Below are 26,372 nucleotides of genomic sequence, written 5' to 3'. Positions count from 1 at the left end.
TTTTCATGATTCGCTGACAATGAAACCTGCTGTCGTCCTGCTGCATAGCTCCATGAGTTCCAAGTCCCAGTGGCTGCCCCTGAAGGCACAGCTGGGTGATGACTACCGCTGTATCGCGGTCGATTTGCAGGGCTATGGCGCCTCGCCCTTCCCGGCCGATGCCGGCGCCGACTATGTGCACACACTCGCGCACGAGGTGGACGCGGTGGTGGCCGCCATCTCGTCGCGGCTGGAGCCGGGCGAAGCGTTTCACCTGATCGGCCATTCCTTCGGCGGCGCCTGCGCGCTGCACATGGCGCGCCGCATGCCGCAGCGCGTGCAGTCGCTCACGCTGTTCGAGCCGGTGGCCTTCCACCTGCTGCCGGCACAGCACCCTGCCAAGGCGGAAATCGTCGGGGTGGTCAAACGCATCAAAGCCAGCGCCACCGACCGCGACGCCACCCGCATCTTTATCGACTACTGGAACCGCGCCGGCGCCTTCGACGCCGCGCCGGAAGGCGCGCAAGCCAAGATGGTGGCGCAGATCGCCAAGGTCAAGCTGGACTTCCAGGCATTATTGGGCGAACCGGCAACCTTGGACGACCTGTCCATGTTGACCATGCCGTCGCTGGTGATGGCGGGCGAAAGCAGCCCCGCTTCCACCCGCCTGCTGGTGGAGCAGCTGGGCGTGTCGCTGCCAAACGCCAGCGCGCTGACCACGCCGACCGCCCATATGGGTCCGATCACGCATGCCGATGTAGTGAATCTGCTGATCGTCAACTTCCTGAGCGGCGCCGAAGTCGTCGCCGAGCAGCCATGATGCGCCGCCTTGCAGCCACCGTCGCCGCCATCGCCATGAGCGCTTCCACCCTGCTGGCGCACGCCGGAGAACACAACGTCGCCATCGCGCCGGACGTCAATGGCGCCTGGGTCACGCCGGACGGCGCGTGGGATGGCCGCACCGTGCTGTTCCTGCACGGCTTTGCCGACGACATGAACGGCGCCGGGGACCTGAGCAAGCGCATGTCGGCGCGGCTGGCGCAAATGGGCATCGCCTCGCTGCGCGTGAACTTCCGCGGCGAAGGTGACCGCAACCGCAGCAACATCGAATCAACGCTGGACTCGCGCATCGCAGACACCGAGGCCGCATATGCCTTCCTGCAGAAGCAGCCAGGCGTTCAACCGGCGCGCAGCGCGGTGTTGGGCTGGAGCCTGGGCGCCACCACCGCCATCGTCACCGGCGGCCGTCATCCGCAATGGTTCCGCAGCATGGTGCTGTGGTCTTCGCCGAGCGGCGACCAGTGGCAGCAGATGGCCTCATCGCCGCTGGCGCAGAAAGCGCTCCGCGACGGCGTCGCCAGCGAGGACGTAAAGGGCTGGAAGCGCATCACCACCAGGCGTGAGTTTTACGAGAGCTTCCGTGGCGTGAACCTGGACCAGTCGCTGCCCAAGTATCCGGGCGCCTTCCTGACGATACGCGGCAGCGGCGACTTCCTGCCGCAAGCCGATGCGCACATGCTGAAGCTCGTTGGCGGCAAGCCTGCCGAAGCGGCGTTGATCGGCGGCGCGGACCACATTTTCAATGTGTTCGCGCCGGACGGCGGCGCCGCGCAGCGCGTAATGGACCTCACCGCCGACTGGCTGGCGCGGACACTTTAAAGGCCTGCGCCAAAGCGCTTGCTCTCGCCAGGCTTGAGTTGGATCGGCACAACCTTGTCACCGTAGCGTAGTTGGCCGGCGCCCTCCCCGGCAATACGGCGCACCGCGGCGGCGGTGAGTTTGCCGTCGGCCCAGGCCATATCGACCTCGTAGCCACCGCGTGCGCGCAGTCCTTTGACCGATCCATTGCGCCATGCGGACGGCAATGCCGGCAGCAGATGGACTTCACCGGTCTGCGATTGCAGCAGCATTTCGCACATGGCGGCGGTGGCGCCGAAGTTACCGTCAATCTGGAATGGCGGGTGGGCATCGAACATATTCGGATAGGTGCCGCCGGCGTTGTTCACTTCCGTGCCCTGGCCGCTTTGCTGTGCGGCGCGCGCCCCGGGCTTGGCTAGCTGGCCGCGCAGCATTTTGTAGGCATGGTCGCCGTCCAGCAGGCGTGCCCAGTATGCGGTCTTCCACGCCATCGACCATCCTGTACCAGCATCGCCGCGTGCTTCCAGCGATTTGCGCGCAGCGTTGGCCAGTGCAGGTGTTCGCGCCGGCGAGATCTGGCGGCCGGGGAACAGGCCAAACAGATGCGAAACGTGACGGTGCGTGTCGCCCGGCGTATCAAGCACCTTGTCTTTTTTCTCGTCCATCCACTCCAGCAGTTGGCCCCAGCTACCGATGCCCGGCGTGGCGAGTTTGTCGCGCATCGCGGCGATGCGGTTGCGGTAGGCGGTGTCGCCCAATACGTCGGCGGCTTCCACGGTGTTGTTGAACAGGTCCCAGATGATTTCCTGGTCATAGCTGACGCCATCTTCGATCGGGCCATGTTCTGGGGACCAGCCGAGTGGTGCAACCAGGCGGCCGTCCGGCAGCTCTTTCAGGTAGTCTTCCCAGAAGGCGACGGCTTCCTGCATCATCGGGTAGGCGATGGTGCGAAGGTAGGTTTTGTCCTGGGTGTAGGCGTAGTGTTCCCAGAAGTGCTGCATGTACCAGGCGTTGCCGGTCTTGTTCCACACGTACCCCGTGGCGCCGAAGGGATTGGATTCGGTGCGCACGGTCCAGCCGCGCACTGGCTTGCCTTTGGTGCTGACAAAGGTTTCTTCGCGCTGCACCGCTTCGCCGCTCAGGTCCGGTTGCGACATCTTCACGGAGTCAGGATGGGCGATGGCTTTGGCGGCGGTGTCGGCTACCAGCTGGCGATAGACCGGCGCCATGCCCTGGACGAAGTCGAGGAATGGTTTGGCGTGTTCGGACAGGTTGGCCGGTTCTGCGGGCCAGTAGTTCATCTGAATGTTGATGTTGGTGTGGTAGTCCGAATTCCACGGCGGCGTGAGGCTGTTGTTCCACAGGCCTTGCAGGTTGGCGGGCAGCGAGCCGCGCGAACTGGAAATCAGCAGGTAGCGGCCGTATTGGAAGAATTGCGCTTCCAGTTCGGGATCGTTGCCCTCGGCGGTGTAGGCTTCGATGCGCTTGTCGGTCGTCAGCGCGCGGCGGGCGGGCGACGCGTCGCCGAAGTCCACGCCCACGCGGCCAAACTGCGCCGCATAATCGCGTTGATGCGCCGCCAGCAGCAGCGCCCACGCGCGCGGCGTGGCAGATGCGGCGGCCGATGCAGCGTTCACGCTCGCGGCAGCATGGCCGGCGGCCGGTACGGCGCTAGCGGCGGCCACCTGCGCGCTCACGCGCGGCAGCGGCGGCTCGCCCTGGAAGCGGCGGGAGGCGTCGTTGGCGTAGCTGGTGCCGGCGCCGAGGATCAGCGTGATCGCATCGCTGCCGGTGAAGGTGATCTTGTTGCCCGCCACTGCCAGCTTGCCGCCCTCGTTGAGCACCTGCACCTGGCTGGCGTACTGCAGCGCATTCGGCAGCGCGCCGGTCGCCGTGATGCGATTGCCTTGCACGCTGATCTGCGCATCATGCATATCGGTCAGCTCGATGGAACCAGTGTACTGACCACGCCTGCTGGCAGTCAGCCGCACCGCAATCACCTGCGCCGGATAACTGGCCAGCGCCTCGCGCTTGAATTGCACGCCATCGTGCGTGTAGCTCACCGTATGCACGCTGCGCGACAAATCCAGCCGGCGCGCATACGCCGTCGTTCCCTGCTCATGCCCCGGCAGATTGATATACACATCGCCAAACGGCTGATACGCCCCCATCGCCACACTGTCGCCAGTCCACAGCGTGATGTCATTGAACTGCAAGCGCTCGCGCGCGAGCTGCCCGAAGATCATCGCGCCGATGCGGCCATTGCCGATGGGGAGCGCTTCCTTCTCCCAACCCGCCGCCGTATCCGGCGCCGGCTGAGTGTAACGCAACGTCAGATCCGGCGCAGCCGATGCACCTGCCTCGACCAAGGCGGCAGCCAGCAGCAAAGACCTCATTGCGGATTAATCTTGACCAGCACCACGTCATTAACGCGCATCTTCACCTTCACGCTGGCCGCGCCGGACGCCGGTACGCGCACAGTGCTGGTTTGCGGACGATCCGTCGTCAAAGCCTGCAAGCGCTCCACCTGCTTCGGCGTCAGCGTCTTCGGCGAACCCATTTTCAGATACGCCGTGTGCGCGTCATTCGCCTCAAAGCCGGTGCGATACACATTGACCGAATACGCGCCCGGCTTCAGCCCTTTCAGATCAATGCTGACCTGCTGGCTATCGCGCGTCGGCTGCACCGTCGTGTAGAAACCGCGATTGCTGCGGCCCTGTTTAGGTGTCTGGAAGTCCCAAGCCAACACCTGCACGCCACGGCCATCCTTGGCCGCATAACTTTGCACATCGGCGGTCTTGACCGCCGTATCGCCCAGTTGATTCAGATACTTGTAAGCGAACCACGACGGCTTGCGGATGCCCTGCGGGTTCATCAAACCAAAGCCGCCCTCGAAGGGCGCCGTCGGCGGCCCAGGTTCTTCAAACAGATCGCTATAGGTCCAGTAGCTCATGCCCTGCGCAATGCCCTCGGTGGCTTTGAGCTTGCTCAGGATGTACGGCGCGCTGATATACGAATCGTGCACTGGATCGCGCGGCGTATAGCTGGTGCTCCACTCGGTGAAGTACAGCGGCATCTCCGGATGGCCGGCTTCCGCCATCTCCTTGCGCACCTTGCGCACATCGCCAACGATGGCATCCGGCGATGGCGACAGCTTGGTATCTTCCTTGCCGCTCTCGTCGAGGAAACCGCCATCCACGCCATAGGTATGCGTGGTAACAAAGTCCACCGCCGCGCCGGACGACTTGGCATGCGCCAGGAACTCCGGCACCCACGCCGCACCCGCAGTGGACGGACCGCCAACGCGCAGCGCCGGATCAATCGCCTTGATGGTGCGCGAGGTGATGTCGAACAGTTCGAAGTACACCTTCTGGTCTGCCTTCTCCCAGAAGCCGTCCAGATTCGGCTCGTTCCACACCTCGAAGAACCAGCTGCGCACTTCTTCCTTGCCGTAGCGGTCCTGCGCGTGGCGAACAAACGCATCCACCAGCGCCGCCCACTTCTTCGGATCGGGATGCGAGGTATTGCCCTTCCAGTAGAAGATGCTCAGGTCAGAACTGCGCATCGCCAGCGGTGTAAAGCCCAGCTCCACGAATGGCTTGATGCCGATCTTGAGCAAGCGGTCATACAGATAATCGAGCTTGGTCCAGTCGTACACCGGCTTGCCGTCCACCTCCTTGTAGGTGCCCAGCACATCATGGAAGATGGCGTGGAAGCGAATGTAGCGGAAACCCAGTTCGTCCTTCGCGGTCTTGAGCTGCGCCAGGCTGTCGTCGCGTATCAGCGTGCCCGGATAGTCCGAGCCCACCGACAGATCGGCGAAGCGATCGCGCGGCGAACCGGCATCGGCTGCATCCACCACGATGTGACGATCGGCGGCCGGCGCGGCGATGGCCGACGCGCCCAGCGCAAACAAAACAGCTGCGGTCAAAGTCTTCATGTTCAACGCTTCACAATAACGGTTTTACCCTCGTAGCTGACGGTCTTGTCGGCCACGTCGAAGTTGTCGGTGCTCGACACGCCAGGCTTGATGAAGCGTATCTTGAACTGGCGCTTGGCGACCATGCCCTTGTACTGGCCCGCGCGCTCGCCGATGGTGACCACGCCGGTCTTGTCATTGTAGCTGAGCGGGATGCGGCTGGCCTCACCACGCAGGTACGCGTTGCTGACGCCATCATCTTCATACAGGCTGAATTTGCCGTCGGCGCCGGTGTAGACCACCAGCGTAATCGGCGCATCCGGCTTCTCATCCACGTACTGCGTCAGCGGGCCGACCGGCACGATGGCGCCGGCTTTCACCAGCACCGGCATGCGCGTCTCCGGCGCCTTGATGGTCGCCGTGGCGCCGCCTTTGTGCAGCTCACCGGTGTACAAGTCGTACCAGTTGGCGCCTTTCGGCAGGTACACGCTGCGTTCGCGCGCGCCGTACACGTACACCGGCGCCACCAGCATATTGTGGCCGAACAGGTACTGGTCGTTGATGTTCTTTACCGCGTCGTCCTGAGGGAAGTCCATCACCAGGCCGCGCATGATGGAGCCGGACTCGTAGTGCGTCTCGGCGGCGGTCGAGTAAATGTAAGGCATCAGGCGATAGCGCAGCTGGTCGTACCAGACCATCGATTCGCGCATCGGCGAACCGGCCGGCGAAATCTCGTTGATCTCGCGCTTGACCACTTCACCGTGGGAGCGGAACAGCGGCGAGAACGCGCCAAACTGGAACCAGCGCAGATTCAGCTCGCGCCATTCCTTGATGTCTTCCGGATTGCCCTGCTTGATGCCGGTGCTGCGGTTTTCCTGCGCCGAGCCAACATCCCCGACCTGGAAGCGCGTCTCCTGCGCATAGCCGCCGATGTCGTGCGTCCAGTTAGGAATGCCGGACATCGAAATGCTCACGCCCGCCGAAATCTGGTCATACAGATTGTTCCAGCGGCTGGCCGTGTCGCCGCTCCACACGGCGGTGGCGTTGCGCTGGATGCCGGCAAAGCCGGAACGCGACAGGATGAACTGGCGCTTCTCCGGTTGATCGTTCTTCAGGTGCGAGTAGAAGCCTTCCGTATGCACCAGGCTATACGGATTGAAGGTGATCTCGCCGCCGCCATACACGGTAGGGCCGATCAGCTTCTTGAAGTCCGCAGGACGGGTATTCGACAACACATCCGGCTCGGTGTTATCCATCCACCAGGCGTCGAAGCCCAGGTCCACCAGCTTCGGCTTCATCTGACGATAGTAGATGTCGCGCGCTTCCTTGGTGTACGGGTCGTAGTGGCTGTTCTTGTAGCCAGGGCCTACCCAGTCCAGTGCGCCGTCTTCCACGTTCTTGGTCCACATATAGCCCTTGGATGCGAGCTCCTTGTAGTTGTCGGTATTCGAGTAGAACTTGCCCCAGATCGAAATCATGATGCGCGCATTGGCCTTGTGGACTTCATCCACCATCGCTTTCGGATCAGGGAAACGGGCCTTGTCGAAATCGTGCGAACCCCAGCCATTCTCCGGCCAGTAGAACCAGTCCTGCACCATATTATCGACCGGCCAGCCCTGCTTGCGGTACTCGCGCAACACGCCCAGCAACTGCTCCTGCGTCTCGTAGCGCTGGCGCGACTGCCAGAAACCGTAGGCCCATTTCGGCATCATCGGCGCCTGTCCGGTCAGATGACGGTAGCCGGCGATGACGTTGTCGATATTCTCGGCGCTCACCACGTAGTAGTTGATGCCTTGTGCGACTTCCGACGAGAAGGTCAGCGAGTGACGCTCGTCCTGCGGCAGCGGATCGTTGTGGGTGATGGCGACCATACCGCCGCTCGGCTTCCACTCCAGGTGCAGCTTGACCGGCTTGTTGGACTCGAACTTCACTTCAAAATTGTGATACCACGGATTCCAGCCCTGGCGCCACACGTCCATGATCTCCTTGCCGTCCAACGACAGCTTGGCGTAATCCGACGAATACAGCTGCAGCTTGTGCACGCCCGCTTTCGGCGACGCCATCGCACCATCCCACACCACCTTCAGATTAGCGGCTTTTGGATCGACTTCTTTCGGCCAGTTCTCAGCCACGTCCTTCAGATACTGATAGGCGATGTCCTTTTCCTGGCGTGTGAATACCAGCTTGTCGCCGATGTAGTAGCGCGCGGTCAGGCCGCCGGCCTTGCCGTCGGCATCGGTCAGCTGCAGGTCGCGGCTCAGCCACGCATACGGCTTGCTGTCGCCAAAGCGCGAAATGGAATTGTTATCCCACAGGACGCCGTAGTTCTTGTCAGAGACCACGAACGGCACGGCAATCGCCATATTGTGCTGCATCAGCAGCACGTCTTCGCCGTTCAGGTTCATCTGGTGATTCTGATGCTGACCCAGGCCGTAGAAGGCGTCCTTGGTGCCGTAATTGAAGCCCTGCTTCACCGCCAGGAACGGCTTGCCGTCGATGTCCACCGGCGACATGCTCTCCGCCTGCTGCGTCAGAAACGCTTTGCCGGCGGCGTTAAAGAACTGCACCTGGCCGGTCGCCAGCGACACCGCCACCGAGATTTTCTTTGCCTTCAACGTCACGCTGTCCTTGCCCGATGCGGTGACGCTGAAGTTACCGCTAACAGGTGCGGCCACGGTCATCAGCGATGGCGTCAGCGCTTTCCCCGCCTGGTCCAGCTTCACTACGTGGACGATGTTATCTGCCATGACCTCCAGCCGCACTTCCCTGGCGGCGCCGGTATCCGGCTTGATCACCACGCCGGTGGCGGTTTTTTCAAAAGTGCCAGCCATCGCATGGCCGGCCGCCAGCACGGCTACAGCCGTGGCGATCGTCGTAAAGCGCATATCGTCTCCGTTCTTTTATTTAGTATGTACCAACCGTCACCTTCAACACCACCGGATTGCCGGTCAGGTTGAGGCCATAATCGGTCTGGTCGCCGTTCCAGTTGCGTTCCATGATCCATTTGCCGGCAGTGTCGTAGTGGCCTTCTTCAACCCGGCCCCACATCGACGACTTGCCTTCGGCATGGTCGATCTTCACACGCGCGCGTTGGCCGATGATGATGAATTCATTGTCGCCGATCTGCGCGATCGATGCGCCGCCGTTCGGGATCTCGGTCCCCGCCGGCACATCCTTGATGTCCTTGAAGTATTCGCGCTCGCCGAACTGCCACTCGCGGAACGAGACGGTGGCCTTCCAGCCTTTCATGTCCACGGTTTGCGGCGCGCGGTCGTCGCCTTCGGCCACGCCGTAGGTGCGGCCTTCAAACGCCCACTTGGCCCACTGGCGTTCCATCGGACGGAAGGCGGCGTAGATTTTGCCGAACGGTTCCACCATGGTCTTGTCGATCGCCTTGTGGCCGAGCGGGAAATTGCTGTAGTCCGCGTAGTCGATGCCGAACGGCGAGAAGCCGATCGCGCCCTTGCCTAGCACCAGATAGGTGTAACGGACGTATTCGGCGGCGTTGCTCATCTCCGGCACCATCAGTGGATTGTCCTTGCGCTGGAACAGGCGCAGCGAGGCGTTGAACTTTTTCCAGTTCGGGCCATAGATATCCGGGCCGGCGAAATCGATATGCGGCGCGGCGGCGCGGTAGATATCGATCACGTCGTAAGTCGGGCCGCCGCTGGCGAAGTTCTCATGCCACGGCTTGACCGGATCTTCGGTCGAATCGCGCTGCGAGTTATTCACGTACATCGGCAGGTTGTAGACCGCGCGGCCGGCCTTGGCGATTTCCTCGATATAGCTGGCGACGGAATAGGCGTGGAAGTATTCGTCGGCGTAGTCGCCGTAGACCTGCTTCCAGGTGCCGCTCTTGGCCAGCGGTACCGGGGATTTTTTATAGTCCAGCACCGCTTGCGGCACTGGTTGATTAAACTGCGCTTCGGCCTTTGGCGCGTAGTCGCGCGCAAAGCCGTAGGTGCCCACTTCATTCTCGACCTGCACCATGATCACGGTGCGCTGTGCTTCGTCGATCTTCTTAATGTGGGCCATCAGCGCCACGAAGGCCTTCTTGTCGGCCTTCAGCGTTTCTTCGCCTTGCGGCGACAGGCAGTAGGTGATTTTGCCGTCCTTGGACACCATGCGCGGGAAACGGGTGTTGTTGAACTTGACCCATTCCGGCGCGTAGTTTGGACCGGTGTTCTTCCAGGTGCCGAACCACAGCAGCACCAGTTTGACTTTGTTCTTGCGCGCTTCAGCCACCAGCGTATCGACGTAGCTGAAATCGAACTTGCCCTCTTCCCGCTCGACCTGCTCCCAGGCGACCGGGATTTCGAGGGTGTTGGCGTGCATGTCCTTGATGGCCGCGAAGACCTTGTTCAGGGCCAGCGGGTAGTTACTGGAATTCTGCGCCTGGCCACCGAGAATGACGAAAGGCGCGCCGTCCACCATCAAGGCGAAACGGCCATCCTTCTTCACAATCTGCGGTAGCTCGGAGGCGGCGGCCGCCGCGCCAGCTGCGGCCATCAAAAAACTGAAACTGGTAACAAGCTGGCGGGCGGTTTGCTTCATCGTGATTAAGCCTTTTTCAGATTAGAAGTCGTAGCTCAGTTTAGCCACCACGCGGCGGCCGGTCTTGAACCATGCGCGTCCCATCATACCGATATTTTGCTGCATCAGCTGTTTGTAGGTGGAGTCGGTCAAGTTCTGCGCTTCCACGCCCAGCGACACCTTGTCGCTGAATTTGTAGAACGCCGACGCATCCAGCTGGCCGTAGGAATCTGCCCAGGTAGGCAGCGCCCACGCCACATTGGTCTGGCCGTAGGTCGGGCTGGCTGGATTGGAATCCGTGCCGTCGCTGCCCTTGGTGCCGTTGACGTTCACGCCTTGCAGCGATTTCGAACGCCAATTGTAGGCCAGGCGCGCCGACCATGGACCTTTGTCGTACAACAGCGCCAGGTTATACGATTGGCGCGACAGGTTTTCCAGCGGCAGATTGCCGAAGGTGGTGCCGTTGGTATCGCAGCCGTTCAGGTTCAGATTGACGTTCGCTGCGCTGTCGCCGCCGGTGCAGTACTTCGAATACACCGGGTTATACAGATCGCGCTTGCTGTCGACGAAAGTGAAGTTGGCCTGCACGCCCAGGCCGGACAAGGCGCCCGGCAGTTTGTCGAAGTACTGCTGGTAAGCCAGCTCGATACCGCGAGCATGGCCACGGGCGCCGTTGACAGGACCGGTGGTGGTGAAGTTCTGCAGCTTGCCGCTGGTGTCCGGCAACTGGTAGTTGTACACCTGGTTGATGATGATGTCTTTCAGGCGCTTGTTGAACACCGCTGCGGTGAACGAACCGGTAGGCGCGAAATACCATTCCATGGTCAGGTCGAGCTGCTTGGACGTGGTTGGACGCAGGTTCGGATTGCCGCTGCCAGTGCCGCTCAGGTCCACGCTGTTGACCGTGGTGACGCCATTGACGGTGGTGGTGTTGGCCGTCTGCGACAGCGTGGTGTAGGCCTGCAGCTGGGTGAAGTCCGGACGCGAGATCGCCGTCGCTGCCGCAAAGCGGAATTGCAGCGTGTCGGTGGCTTTCAGGCGCAGGTTCAGGCTAGGCAGCACGTTGTGGTAGGTGTTGTCGAAATCCTGGGCTTTCGAAAACGGCGAAATGGTCGGAATCGGCACACCCTGGGTTGGACCGGTCGGCAGGTTCGCAGTAAAGACCGTGTAACCATGCGCGGTCGAATCGGTCTTCACATAACGCAGGCCGATATTGCCGTCCACCGGATATTTCAGCTCATCCCAGCCGAAACGCAGCTGGCCATACAGGGCCTTGGTTTTTTCCGACTGGTCGTTGGTACCGGCAGGATCGGTGCCGAAGGTGGCCGGCGTCCATGGCGCGCAGGTATTGCCCGCTTCCGCGCACAGCAGATCGTGATAGGTGTGCAGCGTAGCGTAGGTGCCTGGATAGCCCTGGGCCAGCGACACATTCGGGAACACCACCGACGGCACGGACACGCTGCCGTTGAAGAAGTTATTGAAGCTATGCAGGTTGGTATTACCCGAGAAGCGCGGATCGCTCAGGTAAGCCAGGTGCGAGATCTCGCCCTGCCATGGCTGGGTGATCGCGGCCCAGTTGTAGCTTGGGTTACTGTTGGTGGTGGTCGCCGAACGGTCGGTAAAGCGCACGCCGAAACGCACGTCGCGCAGCACCGGATTGTCGAAGTCATATTTGACGTCGGTCTTCCAGGCGTTTTCCTTGGCCGTGCTGCGGTCCAGGTGCTCCTGGGTGAAGGCCCAGTAGTAGTTGTTCGGGTTGGCCAGGTAAGCGCGGTCCGAAGCGTCGAAGATCAGGTTCGGCACGCTGCCGGTCAGGTCCAGCTTTTCCTTTGGCAGCTGGATGGCGGTAGCAACGGTGGAGTCGAAGCTGTTGGTCTTGGCCTTGATGTGCTGCAGGTCGGTGGTGACGGTCCAGCTGTCCTTGCGCCAGCGCAGATTCCACGACAGGTCGGTGGTGTCGGACTTGCGGTTGGCGGCGCGGGTGTCGTCGCCGAAGTTGATGCCGGCGCCGGTGGAATCGGTCAGGGTGCCGGTCTGCAGCGCGCCCTGGGCATTGAAGGTCGAATCAGGCGAGACGCGGATATTGTACGGGCTCGATTGCGCGAAAATCGCCTGCTCGTCCCACTTCATTTCGTACTTCGATTTGAAGTAAGTCAGGCCGCTCGACCACTCGTCCTTTTTCCACTGTAGCGCGCCGTACGCACCTTCGCGCTTGCGGTTGAATTCCAGTGTGCGCCATTGCGCGCCTTTCGGCACGTAGACCGCATTGCCGTTGGCATCCTTCAGTGGATAGTACGGCTCGACCTGGAAAGCGTCGGTGCGGGTCGCGCTTTCCGAGTAGGCCAGATCCAGCAAGGCGCCGACTTCACCGATCGGGGTTTTCCAGCGGTCCGACACCAGGCCGGAATACGATGGCGAGGTCTTGCCCTTCTTCAGTTCCGACCAGGTGCGGTCGGCCGAGATCGAGGCTTTGAAGCCTTTGTAATCGAACGGCATGGCGGTGCGCAGGTTGACCAGGCCGCCGATGCCGCCTTCAATCTGTTCCGCCGATGGATTCTTGTAGATGTCGACGCCGGACACCAGTTCTGGTGGCACGTCTTCAAAGTTCAGCGAACGGCCGCCGTTGGCCGAGAACGAATCGCGGCCGTTCAGTTCCGAGCGCACGTAGCTCAGGCCACGAATCGACACGCCCGAGCCCTCCACCGAGAAGTGCTCCGGATCGCCCTTGGCCATGGTGCGGTCGATGGTCACGCCAACCACGCGTTGCAGCACCTCGGTCACCGAGCGGTCCGGCAGCTTGCCCATGTCTTCGGCGACGATGGAGTCAACGATTTCATCGGAATTCTGTTTGATCTTCTGCGCCGATTGCAGCGCTGCGCGCTGGCCGGTCACGATCACCGCGACCGGTTCTGCAACCGGCGCGTCATTGGTCTTCGGTGCATCGGTCGTCTGGGCCATTGCCGCGCCGCTCAGCATCATCGTCATCTGGGCCAGGCCCATTGCGATAGCCGTTTTTTTGAACTGTTTCATCTACACTCTCCAAAGTTATACGAATATTTCATGGCTCTTTGGCCACTTATTATTGGTATTTCTCGTCATCTGTGGGGGTTAAAGGACTTGCGGGGTAAGGGAGCCCGCCGGCGCTGGACAGCGCATTAAACTGGTCGTCATTGATAAGGTCTCGCTCGTCTGTATTTTTTTATCGCTGCTGCCGGCTGGCGGGGTGCCACGGCGCGCGACTTTGAACCATTGTGCAAGTTACACAATTGAGTCGCAATTGCGAAATTCACCAATGCGAAGAATGATAATCAGCAATCGTCGCGAGAATCCCACAGATACGCGGCCCGGCTGCGCGGGCCGCGTTGAAAAAAACGTTTAACGCCGGCCTGAGCGCGTCGCCACATCCACCCATACCGCCAGCGTCAGGATCGCGCCCTTGACGATCATCTGCCAGTAGGTATCGACATCCAGCATCGACATGCCGTTATCGAGCGACGCCATCACCAGCGCGCCAATCAGCGCGCCGTACACGGTGCCTGAGCCGCCTCGCATCGAGGTGCCGCCGATGAAGCAGGCCGCGATCGCATCCAGCTCGCCGGAGGTGCCGGCCGATGGCGAACCTGCCGCCAGCCGCGCAGTGTTCAACAAACCGGCCAGGGCGCACATCAAACCCATGATCCCGAAGATCCACAGCTTCACTGCCTGCACGTTGATGCCGGACAGTCGCGTGGCCTCCATGTTCGAGCCCACCGAGTAGATGCGGCGGCCGAACACCGTCTGCGTCGCCACGTAGCTGAAGATCCCCAACAGCACCAGCAACAGCAGCACCGGCAGCGGAATGCCTTCGTATTCGTTCAGCGTGGTGACAAATGCGAACAACACCACGCCAATCGCCGCCAGGCGCAGACCATGCCGCCACAATGCCGGCACCGGCAGATGGTGGCGCGCCAGGTTCACGCGCTGGCGCCAGATCAGCACCGCCGCCAGCACGAACAAGGCCACACCGAGCGCCACGCCGATCTGCGGCGGCAGGTAGCCCTGCCCCAACTGCACCAGCGAATCCGACACCGGCGCCACCGTCGCGCCGTCCGTCACGCCCAGCACAATGCCGCGATACGCCAGCATGCCGCCCAGGCCCACAATGAACGACGGGATGCCGGCATACGCTGTCAGCCAGCCATTGAACAGGCCAAGCACCAGGCCACACGCCAGCACCACCGCGATGGTGGCCGCCACCGGCAAGTGGTGCGTTACGTCCAGCACCGCCGCAATACCGCCCAATAGCCCGAGCAGCGAACCGACCGACAGATCGATCTCGCCGGCGATGATGACGAAGGCCATGCCGCACGCCACCACGCCGGTCACCGCCATCTGGCGCATCAGGTTGGACAGGTTGCGAGGGGAGATGAAACCGCCATCGGTCTTGAAGCTGAAGAAGGCCCAGATGACGGCAATGGCGATTAGCAGCGCCAGGATTTTGTACTGCGTGAACAGCTGTTTGATTTTGGTTGGATTCATTGATGTATCGCTGCCGACAGCAGCATTTCCTGAGTCAGATTCTGATTGACGAAATCACCGCGCAATTGCCCTTCGCCCATCACCAGCACGCGGTCGGACACGCCCAGCACCTCGGCCAGTTCCGACGACACCATGATGATGGACATGCCCTGGCTGGCCAGTTCCAGCATCAGCTTGTAGATTTCGAACTTGGCGCCGACGTCCACGCCGCGTGTGGGTTCATCGAGGATCAGCACCTTGGGCCGGGTCAGCAGCATCTTGGACAGCACCGCCTTCTGCTGGTTGCCTCCCGAGAGCGAGGTAATCGACAGGAAGGGACTGGCCGTCTTCAGGCCGAGGCGCGCGATTTCCTCGCTCACGGTTTTCAGTTCGGCCTCGCGGTCGATGCGGCTGAAGCGCGAGTAGCGGCCCAGCACCGACAGCGTGATGTTCTGCCCCACATCCAGGTCGCGCACAATGCCGTGCTGCTTGCGGTCTTCCGGCACCAGCGCCAGACCGTTGCGAATGGCCTTCAGCGGCGTCGAGGTATCGATCTTCGCGCCGTCCAGCCACACCTCGGCCTCGCTCGCGCCGGGATAGGCGCCAAACAGCGCCGACACCAGTTCCGTTCGGCCCGCGCCGACCAGCCCTGCGATGCCAAGGATCTCGCCCTTGCGCAGCTGGAAGGAGACGTTCTTCACTTTTTTGCGTTCCGGCTTGTCGACGTCGTAGCAGGTGACGTTGCGTGCCTCGAACACGATGTCGCCCTGCGTGCGCTCCAGCTGCGGATACAGCTGGTTCATCTCGCGGCCGACCATCTGCGCAATGATCTGCTGCACATCCATCTGCTGCATCGGCGTGGTGGCGATGTGCTTGCCGTCGCGGATCACCACGATGGTGTCGCAGATGGCTTCCACTTCATCCAGCTTGTGCGAGATGTAGACGCAGGCCACACCCTTGGCTTTCAGGTCGCGGATAATCTCCAGCAGCACCTGGATTTCGGCCGCCGTCAGCGACGACGACGGCTCGTCGAGGATCAGCAGCTTGGCGTTCTTGTTCAGCGCCTTGGCGATCTCGATCAGCTGCTGATGGCCGCCGCCGTAGTTCGACACCGGCAGCACCACGTTGACGTCATCCAGCTTGAGTTCTTTGAGCAGCGCTTCGGCGCGCTGGTTCATGGCCGGATAATCCATGCGGCCGCCGGGCAGCGTGATCTCGTTGCCGAGGAAGAGATTCTCGGTCACCGACAATTCCGGCACCAGCATCAGCTCCTGATGGATGATGACGATGCCGGCCGCTTCACTTTCGCGGATCGATTGCGCCTTCAGCGGCGCGCCGTTCCACAGGATCTCGCCGTCCCAGGTGCCGTGCGGGTAGACGGCGGACAGCACTTTCATCAGGGTCGATTTGCCGGCGCCATTCTCGCCGCACAAACCAATGCACTCGCCGGGACTGACCTTGAGGTCAATACCGTCGAGCGCAGGTACACCGCCAAATTTTTTGACGATGTCCTTCATTTCTAGCAAATAGCCGGACATGGAATTCTCGGGAAGTTATGTGCAGAGCTCACGCAGCATGGATTCCCGCCTGCGCGGCGGCCCGCCGGTGCGGAATGACGGCGGACGCGTCGCTCCCGCGCAGGCGGGAGCCCATAGAACGCATACCTTACTTGGCCGCCAGCTGGGCCTGGGTATAGAAGCCGTCTTTCACGACCACGTCCACATTGGCCTTGGTCAGCGCGATCGGCTTCAGGAACACCGAGTCGACTTCCTTGAAGCCGTTGTTGTACTTGGCGTTGAAGGCCGGCTTTTCGCCGCGCACCAGCTGCACCGACAGCTTGGCTGCTTCCGACGCGATCAACTTCAACGGCTTGTACACGGTCAGCGTCTGCGTACCTGCGATCACGCGCTTGACGGCGGCCAGATCGGAGTCCTGGCCCGACACGGCCACCTTGCCGTCCAGCTTTTGCGAAGCCAGCGCCTGGATCGCGCCGCCGGCGGTGGCGTCGTTGGAGGCCACCACGGCGTCGATCTTGTTGCCGTTGGCGGTCAGCGCATTTTCAACGATGGACATCGCCTCGGACGGGCTCCAGTCCTTGACCCACTGCTTTCCGACCACCTTGATATCACCCTTGTCGATCAGCGGCTGCAGCACTTTCAGCTGGCCTTCGCGCAGCATCTTGGCGTTGCTGTCGGTCGGCGCGCCGCCCAGCAGATAGAAATTACCCTTCGGTTTCACCGCCAGCACGCCCTGCGCCTGCAACTGGCCGACCATATTGTTATCGAACGAGATGTAGGCGTCGATATCGGCGTTCAGGATCAGACGATCGTAGGAAATGACTTTGATCTTGGCCTTCTTGGCTTCGCGGATGGCGTTGGTCAGCACCGTGGCGTTGTACGGCACGATGACCAGCACGTCGACGCCGCGCGAGATCAGGTTCTCGATCTGGGCGATCTGGCGCTGCTCGCTGGCGTCGGCCGACTGCACGTACACCTTGGCGCCCTGCTGCTCGGCGGCGGCGACGAAGTAGTCGCGATCGCGCGCCCAGCGCTCCAGCCGCAGGTCGTCGATCGAAAAGCCGATTTTCGGGTTCTTGGCGTCGGCCATGGCGTTACCGCCTGCAAAAGCCATCATCACGGCAATAGCCGCCGTGCTCAGTAATTTCTTCATCAATTAAGTCTCCAATTATGCTGCCGAGTTCTATGCCCAACTAAACACTACACCGCGCAATGCACCGCTATGTTACCTCACGCGCCGTGCCACCCCGCGTCCACATAGTATTCGCGTCCCGAACAACGCGCCGCACTGTCGGAAGCGAGGAACAGGGTCAGTGCCGCCACGTCGGCGATTTCCACGCGGCGCGGCAGGCATTGACCGGCCAGCATGCGCGCTTCCTCGTCCGGCGTATGCCACAGCGCTTCCTGGCGCGGCGTGCGCACGCCGCCTGGAATCACGCTGTTGACGCGGATGTTGTCGCGGCCAAGATCGCGCGCCATACCGCGCGTCATGCCCTCGATGCCGGCTTTGGCGGTCATGTACAGGGTCAGCTCCGGCAAGGCCAGATGCCACGAGATGGAACTGAAATTGAGGATCACGCCGCCGCCCGCCGCGCGCATGCCCGGCACCACGGCTTGCGCGCAGAAGTACAGGTGACGCAGATTGACCGCCATGCGGTTTTCCCAGTACGCCGGGGTGACGTTGGCGATCTCATGGCGGTCGTCGTTGGCGGCGTTGTTGACCAGGATGTCGACCGGGCCGATGGTCTCGAAGATCTGCGCCACCTTTTGCAGGTCGGTCAGGTCGCACGGCACGAAGGCCGGCGGCGTGGGCAGCGCGGCCAGGCTGGCCGCCAGTGCGCGCGAATCCTTCTCGGCGATGTCGAGGAAGGTGACCAGCGACCCCTGGCGCGCAAACGCCTCGACGATACCGGCGCCGATGCCACTGCCGCCGCCGGTGATAACCACGCGCTTGCCGGCGAGGCTGGGATAGATGGCCTGCTCACGCGGCGTGTTGTAATTTTTTTCCAAGGTCTGTTCTCCAAAATAGCTGGAGAATTCTGACCCGGCCAAACATAAGCCGCAATTACGAAAATCACCAATCGCGGCAATGATATTACGCCGCCAGCTCCGGCGGCGGCAGTGCCGAGCCGTCATCGACGATGCCCATCATGGCGCGATCCTGGTAGGTGCGCGGCGTGCATCCCAGTTCGCGCTTGAACACCGCGTGCATGTACTGCACCGACGTAAAGCCGCAGCACAGCGCCACTTCGGCAATGCTGCGCTCACCGCGCGCCAGCATGGACGTCGCCGCATCGAGCTTGAAGCGCAGGATCACATCATGCACGCTGCAATTGAGCTCCTGGCGGAAGTACGACTCCAGCGACGAGCGCGAGATGCCGACATACTCCGCCACCTGGTGCGTCTTGATGCCCTGGCAGGCGTACTGGCGGATAAAGTGCCGCGCGCGCATCACGTGCGGATGCTTGGGCGCCTCGTGCTGGGTGGACGCCAGCACATTGATGCCGACCGGCGGCACCAGCACCCGCGTGCCGCTCATGCGCACGCCGTGCAGCATCTGGTCCAGCAGGTGGGCGGCGGTGCGGCCCATCTCCTGCGCGCCCTGGATCACGGAACTCAGTGGAATCCGCGTCAGCATGCGCGCCAGCGGATCGTTGTCGATGCCGATCAGCGCCACCTGCTCCGGCACCGCGATGCCGGCCATGATACAAGCCTGCATCAGCTGGCGCGCGCGCGCATCCGTCACGGCAATGATGCCGACCGGCTTGGGCAGGCTATGCAGCCATTGAATCTGCTGCTCCACCGCCGCGTCCCACGACGGCGCGCTGGTGCCCAGGCCGCGGTAGATATGCGGCTCCATCTTGTCCTGCCCCATCAGCGTGCGGAAGGCGTGTTCGCGCTCCTGCGCCCAGCGGTTGGTCTGCGCTTCCGGCAGCGAAAACATGGCGAAGTGGCGCAGGCCGGCCTCGATCAGGTGATCGCGGGCCATTTTAATCAGCTTGAAATTGTCGGTGGCGACGTAGGGCACGTCCTCGGGATAGGCCGCCTGGTTCTCATACGAGCCGCCGACCGCCACCACCGGCACGCGGCTGCGCGTCAGGGCGTCGGCCACCGCAGGGTCGTCAAAGTCGGCGATGATGCCGTCGCCCTGCCAGCTTTCGATGCCGGGCAGGCGCAGGCGGAAGTCCTCTTCCAGGAACAAATCCCAGCTGGCGCGCGTGGAACTCAGGTACGCCGCGATCCCCGCGATGACTTCGCGGTCGAAGATTTTGTTTGCATTGAACAGTAGCGCAATCCGGTGTGACTTCATCTGCATCTCTACTACCCCGCTCCAGGACGAATTTGGCCGTCTTGATACTACAGCCCGCCCGCGTGGTGCAGATATGAAAAATTTCGCTTCATCCATAACGAATTTGACTAAATACCTAAAGGAAATTACGTTTTCGGCTTGCCGAACACGATGCCGCGCCCTGCCGTGCTCATATAGACAACACCAAACGTGTTCATATCGCCGACCACGAACTGGGCGTCGCCGGGGCCGCCGTATTGATGTTGGTCGTCATTGATGCGCAGCCAGCTGGCGCCACTGTCGGTAGAGCGGAACACGCCGCGCACGCCGCCGACCTCGCCCCAGATGTAGACGGTGGGGTCGCTGGCGCCCGGCGCGGACTTGCCGAAACCGACCGCCGCCGCGTAGCTGACGCCCGGTAGATTGGCAAAACTGGCGCCGGCATCCGTGGAGCGCGCCAGACCGCCGTCGTACAGCGCCACCCAGACGTCGCCGCTGCGGCCCGGCATGGCGCGCACGGTTTTGGAACCGCGCGCGGACGCCAGCTGGGCCGCCGTCGGCGCAAAGCTGGCGCCGCCGTCGGTGCTGACCAGCAGGCGGTCGCCGGCCAGTGCGTAGAATCTGCGGGCCTCGACCGGATCGGCGACGGCGCGGCCACGCTCGGTATGCAGGCCGGCCACCTCGGTCCAGGTCGCCCCCTCGTCGGCCGAGCGGTAGCAGGTGGTGGATTTTTCCGGGCAGTGGACGATGACCTTGCCGTCCGCGCTCAGCGCCACCTGCCCCTGGGTGCCCTGCATGCTGGCGGTCTTCGCCCACGTCACCCCCATGTCTTTCGAGAGATACATCGCCTTGCCGGCGCGCACCACCACGTTCGGCTGCTGCGCGGCGTAATCCAGTCCCCAGGTCGTTCCCATGGTCGGCGTGTGGATCGGCGAGTAATGCGTGACGTCGGTGTGGCGGAAGCCATCGTAGTCGCCAATCGCCGAAATGACCGGACCGCCGGGAATGCTGACCAGGTTCAGCGGCACCGATTCTTCCAGGCCGATGTCCTCAAACTTCCACACCGGCTTTTCCCCGTGGATGTCGCTGGAGACGAACACGCCGTTGCCGGACACCGCCATCAGCCGCTGGCTGTCAAATGGATCGAACTCAATGCTGGCGGTCCAGTGAATGAAGCTGCCGGCAATCCAGCTGACGCCGTTGGAATCGATCTGCACACCCTTGGCGACGATGCTGTTCCAGCTACGGCCGCCGTCCAGCGTTTCATAGAACTGGTCGCCGATGCCGCCGCGCATGTCGTAGTGCGAGATGGTCGACACCACCATGCGCAGCGGATTACGCTGATCGACGGTGATGCCGGCATAGGCGGCGTTGAGCGGCGGAGAGATGTCCGCCCACTTGCCGCTGGCGATGTCGTATTGCCACACGCCGCCCTGTTCCAGCCCCTCATCCTTGGCCTTGTCCGCATGCGGGCCGGCGCCTTTGGCAAAGGTCAGCACCAGCTTGCCGTTGGCCACCACGGCGCGATGCGGCATCAGCTTCTGCGGACCGCCGGTCATGGCGCGGAAGGTCTTGCCGCCATCAGCCGACACATACATATTTTCGCCAAAGCGCGAGACGCCGACGTAGATCTTGCCGTGGTCCAGCAGCACCAGGCTAATGCCGTTCTGGTTGTTGGTGGTGGTGACGTCGAGGCCAGCCAGACGATGCCAGCTCAGGCCCTCGTCGGTGCTCTTGAACAGGCCGTTGGCGCGGGTGCCGACGTACAGAATCTTGCCGTTGTCCGGATCGACTTGCAACTTCTCGCCGTTGCCGCGCCCCATGCCGTTGCCGTGCACCTTGAACTGGCTGGTGACGTCGATGCGTTTGAAGGTGTTGCCGTAATCGTCGGACTTGAGGACCGCGCTGGCGCCGCCATTCAGATAGGCGACGCCGGCGGTCATGTAGAGTTTGTTGGGCGATGATGGGTCGATCGCCAGCGATTCGATGCCGAGCAGGCCGGTGTCCTTATCGGACACCCAGTCCATCAGCGGAATCCAGCGTTTTTTTTTACGTCCCAGCGGTAAGCGCCGCCGACATCGGTGCGGGCGTAGATCAGGCCCGGCTCGGTCTTGCTGGTGATCAGGCCGGAGACAAAGCCGCTGCCGCCGATCGAGACGTTATCCCACGCATACTTTTCCGCGCCCGGCAGCAGCTGTTGCAGCGTCGGCGCCATGGCCTTGGCCCAGATTTCGTAGCCCTTCTCGTTCGGGTGCAGCAGGTCCGGCATGATGTCGCGCGACAGCGTGCCGTCCGCCTGCAGGAACGCCTTGCCGATGTCGAGGAAGAACACTTTCTGGTTGTCGGCATAGCCGGCGATGACGGCGTTGACCTTGTCGTTCAGCTGGCGCAGATTGTCGTCCGGCTTTTCGCCGCGCGGGAAAATCGCCAGCAGCAGGATCTTGGTGTCCGGCAGGCGCTGCTGCAATTCCTCGATATTGCGCTTGATGCCGAGGGCCGTAGTCTTCGGATCTTCCTGGCGATGGCCGGTGTTATTGGTGCCGAACATCAGCACCGCGACTTTCGGCGCCAGGCCGTCCACTTCGCCATGCTGCAGGCGCCACAGCACGTTCTCGGTGCGGTCGCCGCCAAAGCCGAGGGCGATGCCGTTCAATGGCTTGTAATAGCGGTCCCAGACCGGCACGCCGCTTTTTTCCCAGCCCTCGGTGATTGAGTCGCCGATAAAGACCACTTGCGCGCTCTTGCCTACCTGTTTGGCTTCGGCCAGCTTTTTCTCGTGACGCGCGGTCCACCAGCTGATCGACCACGACTCGTTCAGCTTCTCCGGCGTGACCGAAACGGTTTTGTAGTCCGGGCACAAAACGTTCGGCGTGCCGCTCAGCTGATACTTGACGTTGGCGATGGCGACCTTGCCCTTGCCGGTGCCGTTCAGCTCGAACGGTTGGGATATCTGGCTGAAATCGTCGCCATCGCGGTAGAAGCAGCTGGCCGACATCACCAGATGCTGCCACCCCTTGCCCTGCGCGGCGCGCGCCGGGATCACATACGGTACGCCGCGCTCGCATTGCTCGCCGCACTTGACGCGGAAGCTCAGGCCGCCCTCGGCCAGCTCCTCCACCTTGAGGTCCAGCGCCAGCACGCCCTTGTCCAGATAGGGCCGCAGATCGACCGGCTGGCCGCCCTGCACGCGCAAGCTGGCGTACCAGGCTTTGTTGAAATTGAGCGTGAGCGCATCATCCTTCTTCGCCTTGGCCGATTTGCTGACGGCGACCACGCCATTGTCGGCCTTGGGAATGGTGGCCGCAGCGCCGGTCATCGTCTTGACGGAGTCGGAATCCGAAACGACGATACGGCCGGACGCCAGCGGCTGGCCGGCATACACGTTCAGATCATTGGGCGCAGCCGCGAAAGCGGACGTCGACAGAACAGCCAGGGTAGCGGCAAGGCGGATATTCATGGGGGATGTCTCACGTATTTTTATACACACCATTGTGCGGTGCCCCACCGCGCACCGCAATTACGAAAATCACCAACCAGCACAACAATATTGAACTTGTGCTCGCAATCGGCGGTCTAAACCATCATGACGCCTCCCACCAACAACAGCGAAGCCCAAGTCGCCATCCTTGAAGCCCGGGTGGATGGCCGGATTTCGTCCGTCGAAGCGACATTCGCGAATTTTGTTAAGGTAATGGACGAGCGCGAAAAAGTTGCGAGCGAACGCCACAAGGCATCAGAAGCCCGCATGGACCGGATGGAAGCGATGATTGCAGAGATGCGCGCCAGCATCGCCAGTCTGCGCACCACCATCGTGGTCACCGGCGTCAGCAGCGTCCTGGCTGCCGTTCTCGGCATCTCGGCATTCAACGCCGCACTCTACTCCAACATGCTGGCCGCGCTGAGCGCCGGCAAGGAAATGGCGGAAACCCAGGCAGAAGTCAAGCGGATCGTCGCCGAAACCGCCATCCTCCTCAAGCGAGCACAGGAAGAGAAAAAGCCGCCTAAACAGCCGCCTTCGGATTGATGCAATACGCCCGTTCGCGGTACTCGAAGTAATCAAAGTCCGCATGCAACGCCGTGCCCGCCATATCCTGGCATGCCACGCCCACGAACGCGCCGGTAAAGTTCGGCATGCCGGGCGCGTTGGCCTCGTCCGACAGGATGCTGGCGTCAAACTGCTGCGGCAGCCACTGCCACTCACCGTCATCCAGCCGATAGCCAAAATACAAGCGCTCGTCGTCGACCTCAACCCGCAGTTGCACCGGCACACCCGGCGGCAACGCAATCGATGCGGTAAAAGTATCGGTCTGCACATGATTGGGCAAACTGCTCATCACCCGCAAATGTTTGCCAAGCACCTCATCGTGCGAGATGTACAGGTAGTGGAACTTGGACGCATTGTAGTAGCACACCAGTCCCGCCTGCTGCTGGTAATGTGCCGGCTCAAACGCCACCACCGTCGACGCGCTATAGCTATGCGCCTGCTGCCGCCGCGCCACCAGCGACTGGCGGAACGTGCTGCCCATGCTCTCGCGGCCATACAGCCGCAAATGCCCCGGCCGCGCCGTCAGGCTGAACAACTCATCCGGCCATGGCGTGCGCAGCCACTGGAACGCCATCGGCAGCTCGGACACATCAAACTCCTCGCGCACCGGGTCTTCGGCAAAACGATGCTCAGGCAATCCCGGCGCGGCAGCCTGCAACTCCGGCGTGCCCACGCCATCGAGCGTGCGCAGCCAGCCGTCCTCGCCCCACACCACCGACTGGATCGCCGTCTCGCGCCCCAGCGTGCAAGTGCCGCGATTGCGCAGCGGCCGGCCGCACAGATACACCATGTAAGTCTGGCCATCCTGCGTCTCGACCAGATCCGCGTGGCCGGCGCGCTGCAACGCCACGTCGGGCCGATGGCGTGAACTCAGCATGGTCTGATCCGGATGCAACTCATACGGTCCGTGCAGATTGCGCGAACGCGCCATCGTCACGCCGTGATTCCAACCGGTGCCGCCCTCTGCCGTCAGCAAATAGTAATAGCCATTGCGCTTGTACAGATGCGGCGCCTCGGTCAGCCCATGCGCCGTGCCCTTGAAAATCGTCTGGCGCTGGCCAATCAAGCGGCCGTCGCAATACTCCTGCGCCACAATGCCATTGAAGCGGTTGCTGCCCGGCCGGTGATCCCACAGCTGGTTCAGCAGATACTTGCGGCCATCGTCATCATGAAACAGCGACGGATCGAAACCGCTGCTGTTGAGATACACCGGCTCCGACCACGGCCCCTCAATCGTCGGACTGGTCACCAGATAATTATGGAAATCGCGCAAGGACGCGCTGCCCGATGCACCGCCGGTGGAGGTGCGGCCATAGCGCTTCACATCCGTATAGATCAGCCAGAACAAACCGTCCGCATACGTCAGGCACGGCGCCCACAAGCCGCACGAATCGGGCGCACCCAGCATATTGAGCTGACTGGCGCGCGTGAGCGGCCTCGTCAGCAAACGCCAGTTGACCAGGTCGCGCGAGTGATGAATCTGCACGCCGGGATACCACTCAAACGTGGACGTCGCAATGTAGTAATCATCGCCCACACGGACGATGGACGGATCGGGATTGAAGCCCCGCAGGATGGGATTTTGAATCATGAAGTTTTCTCTCGCACCAAAGTCCACAACAGCAGCGCCGCCACCAAGTCCAGTACCGCCAGGCTCACGAAGAACGGCGTGTAGCCAACCGTGGCCATCAGCCCGCCGATCATCAGCGAAAAAATCAGCAGGCCGAAATTGCCGAAGGTGCCGCACATGCCGGCCACCGTCGCCACCTCGTTGCGGCGGAACAGGTCGGACGACATCGTGATCACCGTGACCGACAAGGTCTGGTGCGCAAAGCCGGCCAGACTAAGCAAGGCAATCGCCGCATACGGACTGTCAACGAAGCCGACAAACGCCACGCCCATCATCATGCACGCGCCCAGCGTGAAAGCGCCGCGCCGCGCATTGATCAGCCGCACGCCGCGCTTTTGCAGCGCCAGCACCACCATCGGCCCGAACAGGCAGCCCAGATCGGCCGCCAGGAACGGCAGCCAGGCGAACATGGCAATCTGCGCCAGGTCGAAATGGCGCACCGTGGTCAGGTACAGCGGCACCCAGAACGACAGCGTGCCCCAGGCCGGATCGGCCAGGAAGCGCGGCAGCGCGATACCCCAGAAATTGCGCATCTTCAAAATGCTGAGAATGGACGGCCGCTTGCCGTCGCCTTCCAGATGCTGCTCCTGGCCTGCGGCGATATGCTGCGCCTCCTCTTGCGACAGGCGGCGATGACGCGCCGGCGCGTCATACAGCAGCAGCCACGCCGCCACCCAGACCAGGCCCAGCGCGCCGGTGATCACAAACGCCGACTGCCAGTTGTAATGCAGGATCGCCCACACCACCAGCGGCGGCGCCAGCATCGAGCCGAACGAAGCGCCGATATTGAAAATCCCGCCGGCCATGCCGCGCTCCCTGGCCGGGAACCATTCGGATACGGCTTTCATGCCGGCCGGGTTGGCCGAACCCTCCGCCAGCCCCAGCATGCCGCGCAACACCGCCAGCGTATGCCAGTTGGTAGCGAAACCATGCGCCATGCAGATCACCGACCAGGCGGCGGCAAACATGGCAAAGCCAAACTTCAGGCCGATCACATCGAGTATGTAGCCGCATAGCGGCTGCAGCATGATCGCGCCCTGGAAGGCTGCTGTTATATAGGAATATTCCCTGGTGCTGATGCCCAGTTCCGTCAGCAACGTCGGCGCCGCCACCGCCAGCGTGCTGCGCGTCAGATAGTTTATTATCGCCCCGAGCATGATCAGACTGATCATCCACCAGCGTAGTCCCCGTATTTTCATGATTGCGCAATCATTTTATAATGACCGCGACGATACCATACTTGGCACCCACATGATTGCGCAACCTTGAACTTTTTTACCGCTGGTATGTCAGAGATTATTGTTATGTATCAATCAACGCGCTAT

Annotated in this window: 17 protein-coding genes; 3 read left to right on the top strand and 14 right to left on the bottom strand. The window is 62.0% G+C overall.

All coding sequences use genetic code 11. The annotated features are described in order from the left end of the window. Window positions 1-19: 19 nt before the first annotated feature. Together GTP55_RS04725 and GTP55_RS04720 are read left to right on the top strand one after the other, a co-directional pair. Window positions 20-799, top strand: coding sequence for an alpha/beta fold hydrolase (locus GTP55_RS04725; protein ID WP_161043803.1), 780 nt, complete (start codon window positions 20-22; stop codon window positions 797-799). Beyond that, window positions 796-1,638 carry an alpha/beta hydrolase family protein gene (locus GTP55_RS04720; RefSeq protein WP_161043802.1) on the top strand — a complete coding sequence of 281 codons (843 nt, stop codon included), beginning with the start codon at window positions 796-798 and terminating at the stop codon, window positions 1,636-1,638. The genes GTP55_RS04725 and GTP55_RS04720 overlap by 4 nt, the downstream gene beginning before the upstream one ends. On the opposite strand, the gene GTP55_RS04715 is transcribed toward GTP55_RS04720, so the two are convergent. The 12 genes from GTP55_RS04715 to GTP55_RS29515 form a co-directional block, all read right to left on the bottom strand. Beyond that, window positions 1,635-4,013: a glycoside hydrolase family 95 protein gene (locus tag GTP55_RS04715; protein WP_161043801.1), complete on the bottom strand. Its 2,379-nt coding sequence runs from the start codon at window positions 4,011-4,013 to the stop codon at window positions 1,635-1,637. The genes GTP55_RS04720 and GTP55_RS04715 overlap by 4 nt on opposite strands. Continuing rightward, window positions 4,010-5,557, bottom strand: coding sequence for a GH39 family glycosyl hydrolase (locus GTP55_RS04710; RefSeq protein WP_161043800.1), 1,548 nt, complete (start codon window positions 5,555-5,557; stop codon window positions 4,010-4,012). Before GTP55_RS04710 ends, GTP55_RS04715 begins: the two co-directional genes overlap by 4 nt. Before the next feature lie 2 nt (window positions 5,558-5,559). After that, window positions 5,560-8,421 (bottom strand): glycoside hydrolase family 31 protein, encoded by a 2,862-nt coding sequence (locus GTP55_RS04705; RefSeq protein WP_161043799.1) that lies wholly within the window; start codon window positions 8,419-8,421, stop codon window positions 5,560-5,562. A gap of 19 nt (window positions 8,422-8,440) precedes the next feature. Beyond that, window positions 8,441-10,090 (bottom strand): GH35 family beta-galactosidase, encoded by a 1,650-nt coding sequence (locus GTP55_RS04700; protein ID WP_161043798.1) that lies wholly within the window; start codon window positions 10,088-10,090, stop codon window positions 8,441-8,443. A 21-nt stretch (window positions 10,091-10,111) separates the two neighbouring features. Continuing rightward, window positions 10,112-13,099: a TonB-dependent receptor gene (locus GTP55_RS04695; protein ID WP_161043797.1), complete on the bottom strand. Its 2,988-nt coding sequence runs from the start codon at window positions 13,097-13,099 to the stop codon at window positions 10,112-10,114. Between the two features lie 345 nt (window positions 13,100-13,444). After that, window positions 13,445-14,587: a sugar ABC transporter permease gene (locus tag GTP55_RS04690; protein ID WP_161043796.1), complete on the bottom strand. Its 1,143-nt coding sequence runs from the start codon at window positions 14,585-14,587 to the stop codon at window positions 13,445-13,447. Continuing rightward, window positions 14,584-16,104 carry a D-xylose ABC transporter ATP-binding protein gene (gene xylG, locus GTP55_RS04685; protein WP_161043795.1) on the bottom strand — a complete coding sequence of 507 codons (1,521 nt, stop codon included), beginning with the start codon at window positions 16,102-16,104 and terminating at the stop codon, window positions 14,584-14,586. The genes GTP55_RS04690 and xylG overlap by 4 nt, the downstream gene beginning before the upstream one ends. Before the next feature lie 127 nt (window positions 16,105-16,231). After that, a complete protein-coding gene (xylF, locus tag GTP55_RS04680; protein WP_161043794.1) occupies window positions 16,232-17,236 on the bottom strand; it encodes a D-xylose ABC transporter substrate-binding protein in 1,005 nt (334 codons plus the stop codon). 77 nt (window positions 17,237-17,313) lie between these two features. Further along, complete coding sequence (gene xylB / locus GTP55_RS04675) at window positions 17,314-18,093, bottom strand: D-xylose 1-dehydrogenase (protein WP_229257731.1); 780 nt, start codon at window positions 18,091-18,093, stop codon at window positions 17,314-17,316. Between the two features lie 85 nt (window positions 18,094-18,178). Further along, window positions 18,179-19,393, bottom strand: coding sequence for a XylR family transcriptional regulator (locus tag GTP55_RS04670; RefSeq protein ID WP_161043792.1), 1,215 nt, complete (start codon window positions 19,391-19,393; stop codon window positions 18,179-18,181). Window positions 19,394-19,518: 125 nt separating this feature from the next. Beyond that, window positions 19,519-21,399 carry a WD40/YVTN/BNR-like repeat-containing protein gene (locus GTP55_RS29520; protein WP_202423535.1) on the bottom strand — a complete coding sequence of 627 codons (1,881 nt, stop codon included), beginning with the start codon at window positions 21,397-21,399 and terminating at the stop codon, window positions 19,519-19,521. Next, on the bottom strand, window positions 21,399-22,829 hold the full coding sequence (locus tag GTP55_RS29515) for a GDSL-type esterase/lipase family protein (RefSeq protein WP_202423533.1): 1,431 nt from the start codon (window positions 22,827-22,829) through the stop codon (window positions 21,399-21,401). The genes GTP55_RS29520 and GTP55_RS29515 overlap by 1 nt, the downstream gene beginning before the upstream one ends. 126 nt (window positions 22,830-22,955) lie before the next feature. Here GTP55_RS29515 and GTP55_RS04660 point away from each other — a divergent pair, with 126 nt between their 5' ends. Continuing rightward, window positions 22,956-23,396 (top strand): hypothetical protein, encoded by a 441-nt coding sequence (locus GTP55_RS04660; protein WP_161043791.1) that lies wholly within the window; start codon window positions 22,956-22,958, stop codon window positions 23,394-23,396. Here GTP55_RS04660 and GTP55_RS04655 read toward each other — a convergent pair. Together GTP55_RS04655 and GTP55_RS04650 are read right to left on the bottom strand one after the other, a co-directional pair. After that, window positions 23,374-25,008 (bottom strand): glycoside hydrolase family 43 protein, encoded by a 1,635-nt coding sequence (locus tag GTP55_RS04655; RefSeq protein WP_161043790.1) that lies wholly within the window; start codon window positions 25,006-25,008, stop codon window positions 23,374-23,376. The genes GTP55_RS04660 and GTP55_RS04655 overlap by 23 nt on opposite strands. Continuing rightward, window positions 25,005-26,219 (bottom strand): MFS transporter, encoded by a 1,215-nt coding sequence (locus GTP55_RS04650; RefSeq protein ID WP_229257730.1) that lies wholly within the window; start codon window positions 26,217-26,219, stop codon window positions 25,005-25,007. The genes GTP55_RS04655 and GTP55_RS04650 overlap by 4 nt, the downstream gene beginning before the upstream one ends. Window positions 26,220-26,372 lie beyond the last annotated feature (153 nt).

The organism is Duganella margarita (genome assembly GCF_009857535.1).
Classification (GTDB): domain Bacteria; phylum Pseudomonadota; class Gammaproteobacteria; order Burkholderiales; family Burkholderiaceae_D; genus Rugamonas; species Rugamonas margarita.
This window is presented reverse-complemented; position numbering and strand designations above follow the sequence as displayed.